This is a genomic window from Siccirubricoccus soli (assembly GCF_024178315.1).
Classification (GTDB): Bacteria; Pseudomonadota; Alphaproteobacteria; order Acetobacterales; family Acetobacteraceae; genus Siccirubricoccus; species Siccirubricoccus soli.
Window position 1 is genome coordinate 1 of record NZ_JAMZIK010000020.1, and the last position, 8805, is coordinate 8805.

Below are 8805 nucleotides of genomic sequence, written 5' to 3' on the forward strand. Positions count from 1 at the left end.
GAGCAGCGTGGCGACGCCGGTGCCGATCAGCACCCAGCGGCCGCTGCGGTAGGTGGTCTGGATGTCGTAGCCATAGCCGGCATCCCAGGCCAGGTGGCGGATGCCGTTCAGGGTGTGGAACCAGGCGGCCGCCGTCAGGCCGAACAGGCCGAGCATGCCGAGCCAGGAGGAAAGGAACCACTGGACGTTGGCGAAGGCGGCCGGCCCGGTCGCAGCCGCCACCAGCCACCAGACCAGGATCAGCAGCCCGACGGCCCAGACCACGCCGGTGATGCGCCCGCTGATCGAAAGGGCGCTGGTCATCTGCATCATGTCGTACACCTGCAGATGCGGCGAGAGGGGCCGGCGGATGGGCGTGCCATCCGTGCGGCGGCCGATCATGGTCGCCTCGCGCGAATCCTGCATGATGGACATGGAACTTTGCACTCCGGCCTGGGGCGCACCGGGAACGGACGATGCGCGTGCGCTTCCGAGGGGTATCTATGGCCCCATGCGGCAAAGCGTCAATTGCGGGGGGTAGGGGTCCTTGCGCTGCCGGGGCAAAATGTAAGAATCTTTTCCTTTGTCGCGGGGTCGATGCAGGTTAGGATTCCGCGATGACCACGCCATGCGACACCAAGCCGCAGCGGCCGAGGCTGGCGGAACGGCTGCTTCCCTGGGTGGAGGCGGTCTACAAGCTCATCCTCGCAACCTCCGCGCTGCTCGCCATCTGGAGGGCGCTGCATTGAACCCCCACGGCGTTGCCGGGCAACGCCGCGGGGTCCCTGACCTGCCCCAGGATGCCGCCGCATTGGCGTCCTGGGGTCCTTCTGAAGCCATCCTTTTCACTGCGGCGCCGTTGCCGCGCACGCTTGCGGCATCCTGTTATAGGCTAATATTCCCAATACTCGCAACGAGCTCAGAAGAGGCCATCAGCCTCAGGCGGTGGCCTTCAGCCCCGCAACGCCAGCCAGGATCAGCACCAGGCAGAAGACGCGCAGCGCCCCAGCCGGCTCCCCCTCGATCGCCATGCCCCAGAGCGCAGTGCCGAAGGCGCCGATGCCGACCCAGACGGCATAGACCGTCCCCATCGGTAACACCTGCAGCGCCCGGGACATGCAGTAGAAGCTGACGCCCATGGCGCCGAGGGTCCCGAGGCTCGGCCAGAGGCGGGTGAAGCCCTCGGTGTATTTCAGCAGTACCGCCCAGACGATCTCGAACCCGCCGGCAATTGCCAGCCATACCCACGCCATGCCTCTGCTCCCCGGCCAGGCGGCACTCCGTGCCGAGGCGGCCGCCAGGAAGGGACATGCACCGTGCCAAGCCCCAGCGCCAGCCAGAGCGGCTGGCGATCTCCCTCTCAGTCGGCACCACCAGAATTGCGGACCGGCGCTCCGTCAGCGCGCCGCCCGCCCCAACGGCGCCAGCGCCAGCAGCGACACGCCAAGGAACACGACAGCCGCCAGGATCGGGGCCTCCGGCTTGCCCGTCGTGTCCCGCAGCCACCCCGCCAGCGGCGGCAGCAGCGCCATGCCGGCATAGAACAGCGTGTAGTACACCCCGACCCCGAAGGGCCGGCTGGCCGGCGACAGCACCCGGCCGAGCTGCGCCATGATCAGCGCCGCCGGCGGCGCCGAGATCAGCCCATAGGCCGCGAGGCACGCCACCGCCGGTGCCCCCGCCACCCAGGCCAGCAGCGCCGCGATGCAGGCGAGAATGCACAGCGCGCAGACCAGCAGCGGCCGCCCGAACCGCTCCCCCAGCGCCCCGCCGATGGGCAGCAGCGGCAGGATGGCGAAGCCGATGAGGGAGGCGATGGCCCCTGCCTCCGCCGGCGCCGCGCCGCGCGCCACCAGCAGCGCCGGGGCGAAGCCGAGCGCCACGGCGAAGCAGGCATTGTAGCTCGCCCAGGCCAGGCTGACGGCCAGCAGCCGCGGCCATTCCCCGTGCTGCAGCCGGGCCATCCGCGGCGCCCCGGGGGGCGCCGCCGGGGGCGAGGCCGGCACCGCCCACCACAGCGCCGGGAAGGCGAGGACCGGCAGCAGCGCCGCCGCCAGCAGCCCCAGCCGCCACTCCCCGCCGAACAGCGGCAGCACCAGCAGCGCCAGCCCGATCCCCACCGGCCAGGCGGAGAGCATGACGCCCATGGCCGGCGCCACCTCCTTCCCCTGGAAGCGGTCCAGCACCCGCTTGGCGCAGATGATGGCGAGCACGCTGGCCCCGCCGCCCGCCACCAGCCGCCCGACCATGGCCAGGGCGAAGCCCGGCGCCAGCGCCAGCGCCAGCCCGCCCGCCGCCATCAGCGCCAGCGCCGCCAGCAGCGCGCGCCGGTCCCCGATGCGGGCGATCAGCCAGCCCGCCGGCAGCGCCACCAGCACCCCGACCAGGGAGTAGGCACCGATCAGGCTGCCCAACTCGGCGTAATCCGCCGCCAGCACGCCGAGCAGGAAGGGCCCGAGCGCCCCTACCGACTGGAATTGCAGGCCCATGCCGGTGCGGGCGGTGCTGAGCAGGCCGAGCTCCAGCCAGCGGTGGCGCAGCGCCGCCTGGCGTGGCGGGGCGTCCCGGGCAGGCCCAGCGGCGCTCCGCGCATCCGGCGCGCCCAGGCCCTGCGGCGGGCGATCGGTGCTTCCGCCCCCCTCCCACACCGGTGCTTCGCGCGGAGGCCCGGCGGCGGCGCTCCGCTCGTCGGGCGGGCTCACGCCGCCGCTGCCGGCTCGGCCCCGAAGGCCTGGGTGCGCACGAGGCGGGCATAAAGCCCGTCCCGCGCCATCAGCTCCGCATGGGTCCCCTGCTCCACCGCCCGCCCCCGCTCCATCACCACGATCCGGTCGGCCTCCCGCACCGTCGCCAGGCGGTGGGCAATGACCAGCGTGGTCCGCCCCTGCCGCAGCCGGGCCAGCGCCTGCTGCACCAGCGCCTCGTTCTCGGCGTCCAGCGCGCTCGTCGCCTCGTCCAGCAGCAGCACCCGCGGGTTGCGCAGCAAGGCGCGGGCCAAGGCGAGGCGCTGCTTCTGCCCGCCGGAGAGCCGCCCGCCGCCGGGGCCGAGCGGCGTCGCATAGCCCTGGGGCAGCGCCGCGATGAACTCATGCGCCGCGGCGGCGCGGGCGGCTGCCTCCACCTCCGCCGCCGTCGCGCCGGGGCGGCCGCAGGCGATGTTGGCGAAGGCGGTGTCGTCGAAGATCACCGCCTCCTGCCCCACATAGGCGATGGCGTCGCGCAGGCTGGCCAGTGTCACCTCCCGCACATCGGCGCCGTCCAGCAGCACCGCGCCCGCGGTCACGTCATAGAGCCGCGGCACCAGGGCCAGGGCGGTGGATTTGCCGGCGCCGGAGGGGCCGACCAGCGCCACCGTCTCCCCCGGCGCGGCGGCGAAGGAGAGACCCTCCAGCGCCGCATCCGGGGTGCCCTCGTAGCGGAACCCGACCTCGCGGAACTCGACCCGCCCATGCCCGGCGGGCAGCGTCCTGGCGCCCGGTGCGTCGGCGATGCGGCGCGGCGTGTCGATCACCGCGAAGACGCGGGAGAGGCCGGCCAGCCCCTCCTGCAGCGCGGCGTTCAGCGAGCCCAGGGCGCGGACGGGGCGGGAGGCGATGAGCAGCGCGGCGACGAAGCCGGTGAATTCGCCAATCGTCCCCTGCCCCTGGGCGACCCGCCAGCCGACGAAGGCCAGTACGGCGGCCACCGCCACGCCGCCCAGCGCCTCCAGCATCGGGTCAAGGCTCGCCCGCGTCCGGGCGATGCCGAGCAGCGCGGCGCGGAGCTGGGCGAAGCCGCGCTCGGCCCGCGCCTCCTCCGCCGCCTCCAGCCGGAAGGCGCGCACCACCCGGGCGGCGCCGAAGCTCTCCGTCAGCCGCGCCGCATTCTCCCCCATCCGGTCCTGCATCCCGCCCGAGGCGCGGCGGATCCGCTTGCCGAGCTTCAGGATGGGCAGCACCGCAATCGGGTACATGGCGGCGGCGATGAGGGACATCTGCCAGTCCAGCCAGACCATGGAGCCGACGAGGCCGACCACGGTCAGCACATCCGCCCCGCCATTGATGGACTTCGTCAGCGCCTCGCGGATCGCCGCCGCATCCACGGTGAAGCGGCTGGCATGCCGCGCCGGCGCCTCCCGCGCCACCTCGGCGAGGTCGGCGCGGGTGAGGGCGCGGAACAAATCGCCCTGCACCGCCTCAATCACCCTGAGCACCACCGCCTGCACCGCCACGGCCTGGCCGTACTGCGCCACCGCCTTCAGGCAGGTGACCAGGATGATGACGACCGGGATCATCCAGGCGAGCCCCGTCTCGCCGGCCGAGAAGCGGTCGAAGCCCTGCTGGATGACGATGGGGTAGAGCGCCGTCAGCCCGGACAGCGCCAGGGTGAAGAGCAGCGCGAGCAGGATGCCGGCACGGTGCGGCGCCAGATAGGTCAGCGCCAGGCGGCGGAGCAGCGCCCGGGTGGACGCGTCGGAGGCAAGGGCCATGGCGCCGGTGTAGCCGGGACGGCGGCGTTTGGGAAAAGCCTGCGTGATCGGCCCCCCGCCAGCAGCCTGGACAGCTCGCGAGTAATCGAGGAGTAATGCCCCGCCGGGGGAAGAGAAAGGCGTCCATGGCGGGTTGGCTCGGCAGCTACGTCACCGAAACTCCGTACATTCCGAATTTCTCGGCCAGCCAGTCGCCGGCGCATCTGGCCCTGGCCTGCGCCATCGCCGGGGTCCACTGGGCCCCGGACCGGGAGGCACTGACGATCCTCGACCTCGGCTGCGGCCGGGGCGGCTCACTGCTGGCCCTGGCCGCCGCCAACCCCGGCTGGACCGTGGTGGGGCTGGACTACAACCCCGCCCATATTGCCGAGGCGCGGGAGATGGCGGCCGAGGCCGGGCTCGCCAATGCCCGCTTCCTGGAGCTGGACCTGATCGGGCTGGACGAGGCCGCGGCCGCGGCGGCGCTGCCGGAGGCCGATGTCGTCACCCTGCACGGCATGTGGACCTGGGTCTCCGACCCGGTGCGGGAGGGGATCCTTGCCGTACTGCGCAGCCGGGTGCAGCCGGGCGGGCTGGTCATGCTCGGCTACAACGCCCTGCCCGGCTGGGCGGGCGACCTGGCGCTGGCCCGGCTGATGCGGGAGGTGGCGCGCCATGTCCCCGGCCCGGCCGATGCCCGCGCCGCCACCGCCTTCGCCGCCGCCCAGGCGCTGCACGGCGTCGGCGCGCTGGCGCTGCGCAACAGCATGGTGATCCAGGACTTCCTCGGCGGCGGCAGCGCGGCGAGCTTCGGCTGGGCGCGCTACCTGGCGCATGAATTCCTGCCCGAGAGCTGGCGCCCCGCCTTCCCGCTGGATGTCGCGGCCGAGATGGGGCGGGCGAAGCTGGATTTCGTCGGCCAAGTGAAATTGTGGCGAAACTTCCCGGAGCTCTGGATGACGCCGGAGCAGCGCAAGGCGGTGGAGGCGCTGCCGCCCGGCGTCGATCCCGGCCTGGTGCAGGAGATGTTCGGCGCCCGCCAGCCGCTGCGGGAGGATATTTTCGTCCGCGGCCGCCGCCCCGCGGCACCGGAGGCGCTGGGGGCCATGCGCCTCGCCCTGGCGCGGCAGCCCGCGCAGGGAGTGGTGCAGATCGACACCGGCATCAGCAAGGCCCGGCTGCCGCCGGAGGTGGCGGAGAAGCTGCTGGGCGCGCTGGCGGAGAAGCCGCGGCGGCTGGATGAGCTGCTGCCGCTGGCGGAAGGCAGCGGGCTGGCGGCGGCGGAGCTGGCGACCTTCCTCGTCAGCAGCCATGCCGCCGTGCCGGTGTGGCGGGAGAACGTCTCCGGCGCCGCCCAGGCGCGGTCGCGCAAATACAATGCGATGGCGCTGGAGCGCTGGGGCGGGGAGCTGCAGGAAGGCAGCTACGCCATCGGCCTCGCCGTGCCGCGCCTCGGCGGGCCGCTGATCCTGAGCGCGGAGGAGGGGGCGATCGCCATGATCCTGGCCCAGGCGGGGAAGGCGACGCCGGAGCCGGCCGCCGTGGCCCGAGCGCTGATCGCCGCCGGCCTGCCGGTGCCGCCGGAGGAGGCGGAGAAGATCGTCGCCGGCGTCATGCGGTCCATGCTCGGTGCCTGGCGGGGGATGGGGTTGATCTGACTTGATCCCCATGCCGTTGCTGCGCAACGGCATGGGGCCCCGTGGATCGCTCGATGCCCTGTGTGTCGCATAGCCAGCCGCGGCGAAGCCACGTCTGGCACCAGGCGGCGGATGGCATGGCGAATGGGCGCCGGGCCGGGGCTGCGCCAGCAGCAGCGCCAGCCGGCCGGCAGAACGCGGCCCGGTCGCCGACAGGGCGCGTCACCGCCACGCTGGCGGGGCCGGCGTGGCTCTCCATCGCGACCAGCGAGGGGAGTCTCCCCGCGTGGGAGAACGGCGCGCCGGTCGAAGCCGTCAGGACCCGGACCTCGGCCAGCGTCCATCGGCTGAGCCCCGGGCTTGAAGCTAAACCCAGGTCCGGCCCCGGGGGGGCATGCCGCCAAGGGGCAAGCCCCCGGCTGCTCAGCTCCGCAGCTCCTCCGGCACCTTGCCGCCATTGGCGGCCAGCTTGTCCATCACCTGCCGGTGCAGCCAGATGTTCATCGCGGCGCTGTCGTTCATGTCGCCGCTGTAGTTCAGCTCCCGCGCCAGCTCCTGCCGCGCCTTCAGGCTGCTGTCGAGGTCGAGCAGCTTCATCAGGTCGACGATGGAGCGCTGCCAGTCCAGCTTCTGCGGTGCCTTGGCGGCGCGCTCCGTGAGGATGGCGGCGACATCGACCGGCTGTTGCGGCATCTGCGGCGTCGCGCCGCCCGCAGCCTGGCCGGGCATGGGCGCGGCGGTGGAGGAGGGGGCAGGGCTGGCCTTCGCCGCATCGTCCGGCGCGGGGGCCGCGCTCGCCGCCGCGCCGTGGCCGAAGATCTTGGACATGATGGAGCCGAAGATGCTCACGGGAAACCTCCTGCCGTGTTCGGGTTGGCAGGCTTAACGGGGCTGCCCCGGCAGGGTTCGGCGCCCCTCCCGCTCAGCCCTCCCGCAGCACGAGGCGATAGACCGGCCGCAGCAGGAAGGGGCTGAGGAACATCGGCACCTGGCCAAGGGCGAAGAAGAGCAGCACGCCCGGATCCGCCGCCGCCGGCAGCACCGCCAGGAACAGCGCCTGGTTGCGGTTGCCCGCCAGCATCCCCGCCGCCAACGCCACCCGCCGGCCGAGCGGCCAGAGCGCCAGCACCGTCACGCCGTTCAGCAGCAAATTGCCCGCCTGCGCCAGGGCCAGCCCGGCCAGCACCCAGAGCGGGTCCGCCAGCAGCCGCGCCTGGTGCCATCCATCACCCCGAAGGCGAAGACCAGCAGCACCAGCACCACGCTGCCATCCACCGCCGGCGCCAGCCGCGACCGCCCCAGCGCGGCGCGCAGCAGCACCGCCAGCAGCGCCGGCAGGCCGATGATGAGCAGCAGCCGCAGCATGAGCCCAGGGACCGAGATCGCCAGGTCCAGCCCGAGCGCCAGCGGCGGCGCGATGAAGGGCAGCAGCACCGTGGTGAGGACGGAGACGACCAGGCTGATCTCCGCATCCAGCCCCACCAGCCGGGCGAAGGCAGGGGCGGAGACGGCGGAGCAGCCCGCCGCCCCCAGCACCAGCCCGGCGCCGAGCGGTCCGGTGCGGCCTGCCGCCCGCGTCACCGCATAGGCCAGCAGCGGGCAGGCCAGCAGCACCCAGGCGGAGAGGCCGAGCACCAGCAGCGGCCGGCGCAGCCAGGCCAGCACCTCCGCCGGGTCGATGCGCAGCAGCACCAGCGTCATCAGCAGGGCGACGGCAGGCGCCACCACCGGACTGAGCGCCGCCGCCAGCAGCGCGAAGGCCAGGCCCGCCAGGATGGCGCCGGCGAGCAGCGCGCTGGCATGCCGGGCCAGCCAGCCGAGGAAGGGGAGCAAGGTCGGACGAGCCCGGTTGGATTGGTTCGCCTGCCTACTATATCTGGGATGTGCACAAATCATCCCCGGCGCTCACGCTGTTCCTCGGCCTTGGCGCCTGGCTCCTGCCGCAGGGCGTGGCGCAGGCCGCCGATTGCTCCGCCCCGCCCGGTCCCGAGGTGGAATGGGCCCGCTGCCTGCTGGACAGCCGCAACCTGGACGGCGCCGACCTGACCGGGGCGGATCTGCGGGATGCCTCGCTGGCCCACGCCAAGCTGGACCGTGCGACCCTGGTGCGGGCGACGGCGCGCAATGTCCGTTTCGGCTACGCCTCCCTCCGCGGCGCCGACCTGACGGAGGCGGAGCTGGTGCGGGCGGATTTCACCCGGGCGAAGCTGGAAGGGGCGAAGCTGCGCGGCGCCGATCTCCGCCGCGCCCAGTTCTTCGGCGCCGATCTGCGCCATGCCGACCTGACCGCGGCGCGGCTGGAGGGGGCGGACCTGCTGCGCGCCCAGCTCGGCGGCGCCCGCTGGACGGACGGCACCAGCATCTGCGCCCCCGATTCCGTCGGCACCTGCCAGTAGGCGGGGCGCCGCCCGACGAGGGGGCCGGAGCGAGCGGCCTGCGCGCAGGCGAAGCCCTGGCGCCGCAGGCCGCGCGAAGTGGCGGCGAGGCCGGAATGGCCGGCCCCCCGGGGCTGGCCACCCCGCTCAGCTCCGGATCAGCGGGCAGCCGCCTTCGGAAAGCGGCCGGAAGGCATCCTCGGCCGAGGTCGTCCCCAGCAGTTTGTAGTAGTCGAAGGCGCCGCGGCTCTCCTCCGGCTTCTTCACCTCGAACAGATAGGCCGGGTGGATCTTCCGGCCGTCCTGGCGGATCAGCCCGGGGCCGAAGGCGTCGTCATCGGTCGGCATCGCCTTCATTCGCGCCACC

Annotated in this window: 10 protein-coding genes and 1 pseudogene; 3 read left to right on the forward strand and 8 right to left on the reverse strand. The window is 73.4% G+C overall.

Annotated features, from left to right (window positions below):
- Nucleotides 1–414: succinate dehydrogenase, cytochrome b556 subunit (gene sdhC, locus NJ376_RS03555; protein ID WP_252951850.1), on the reverse strand; the 414-nt coding region annotated here is incomplete at its 3' end.
- 182 nt (nucleotides 415–596) lie between these two features.
- Here sdhC and NJ376_RS28645 point away from each other — a divergent pair.
- A complete protein-coding gene (locus NJ376_RS28645) occupies nucleotides 597–728 on the forward strand; it encodes a hypothetical protein (protein WP_256476126.1) in 132 nt (43 codons plus the stop codon).
- A 189-nt stretch (nucleotides 729–917) separates the two neighbouring features.
- On the opposite strand, the gene NJ376_RS03560 is transcribed toward NJ376_RS28645, so the two are convergent.
- From NJ376_RS03560 to NJ376_RS03570, 3 genes are all read right to left on the reverse strand, one after another.
- A complete protein-coding gene (locus tag NJ376_RS03560; RefSeq protein WP_252951851.1) occupies nucleotides 918–1232 on the reverse strand; it encodes a DMT family transporter in 315 nt (104 codons plus the stop codon).
- Between the two features lie 144 nt (nucleotides 1233–1376).
- The gene (locus NJ376_RS03565; protein WP_252951852.1) at nucleotides 1377–2681 is read right to left on the reverse strand and encodes an MFS transporter; all 1305 of its coding nucleotides are present in this window, start codon (nucleotides 2679–2681) and stop codon (nucleotides 1377–1379) included.
- Nucleotides 2678–4447 carry an ABC transporter ATP-binding protein gene (locus NJ376_RS03570; RefSeq protein ID WP_252951853.1) on the reverse strand — a complete coding sequence of 590 codons (1770 nt, stop codon included), beginning with the start codon at nucleotides 4445–4447 and terminating at the stop codon, nucleotides 2678–2680. The genes NJ376_RS03565 and NJ376_RS03570 overlap by 4 nt, the downstream gene beginning before the upstream one ends.
- A 125-nt stretch (nucleotides 4448–4572) precedes the next feature.
- Between NJ376_RS03570 and NJ376_RS03575 the strand changes: the two genes are divergently transcribed.
- Entirely contained in the window at nucleotides 4573–6084 is a 1512-nt protein-coding gene (locus NJ376_RS03575) for a methyltransferase domain-containing protein (protein ID WP_252951854.1), read from the forward strand.
- A gap of 402 nt (nucleotides 6085–6486) precedes the next feature.
- Here NJ376_RS03575 and NJ376_RS03580 read toward each other — a convergent pair whose 3' ends face one another.
- From NJ376_RS03580 to NJ376_RS03590, 3 genes are all read right to left on the reverse strand, one after another.
- On the reverse strand, nucleotides 6487–6912 hold the full coding sequence (locus NJ376_RS03580) for a DUF3597 domain-containing protein (RefSeq protein WP_252951855.1): 426 nt from the start codon (nucleotides 6910–6912) through the stop codon (nucleotides 6487–6489).
- Nucleotides 6913–6985: 73 nt separating this feature from the next.
- Nucleotides 6986–7249: a hypothetical protein gene (locus NJ376_RS03585; RefSeq protein ID WP_252951856.1), complete on the reverse strand. Its 264-nt coding sequence runs from the start codon at nucleotides 7247–7249 to the stop codon at nucleotides 6986–6988.
- Nucleotides 7204–7896 carry a hypothetical protein gene (locus tag NJ376_RS03590; protein ID WP_252951857.1) on the reverse strand — a complete coding sequence of 231 codons (693 nt, stop codon included), beginning with the start codon at nucleotides 7894–7896 and terminating at the stop codon, nucleotides 7204–7206. Before NJ376_RS03590 ends, NJ376_RS03585 begins: the two co-directional genes overlap by 46 nt.
- 50 nt (nucleotides 7897–7946) lie before the next feature.
- On the opposite strand from NJ376_RS03590, the gene NJ376_RS03595 reads away from it, so the two are divergent.
- A complete protein-coding gene (locus NJ376_RS03595; RefSeq protein ID WP_252951858.1) occupies nucleotides 7947–8459 on the forward strand; it encodes a pentapeptide repeat-containing protein in 513 nt (170 codons plus the stop codon).
- Between the two features lie 126 nt (nucleotides 8460–8585).
- On the opposite strand, the pseudogene NJ376_RS03600 reads toward NJ376_RS03595, so the two are convergent.
- Nucleotides 8586–8805 (reverse strand): annotated as a pseudogene (locus tag NJ376_RS03600) (ABC transporter substrate-binding protein); the annotation flags it as partial.

Bases quoted from the DNA above. Each gene is read 5' to 3' on its own strand.
- NJ376_RS28645 (WP_256476126.1), top strand. From the start codon at position 597: ATGACCACGCCATGCGACACCAAGCCGCAGCGGCCGAGGCTGGCGGAA.
- NJ376_RS03560 (WP_252951851.1), bottom strand. From the start codon at position 1,232: ATGGCGTGGGTATGGCTGGCAATTGCCGGCGGGTTCGAGATCGTCTGG.
- NJ376_RS03570 (WP_252951853.1), bottom strand. From the start codon at position 4,447: ATGGCCCTTGCCTCCGACGCGTCCACCCGGGCGCTGCTCCGCCGCCTG.
- NJ376_RS03575 (WP_252951854.1), top strand. From the start codon at position 4,573: ATGGCGGGTTGGCTCGGCAGCTACGTCACCGAAACTCCGTACATTCCG.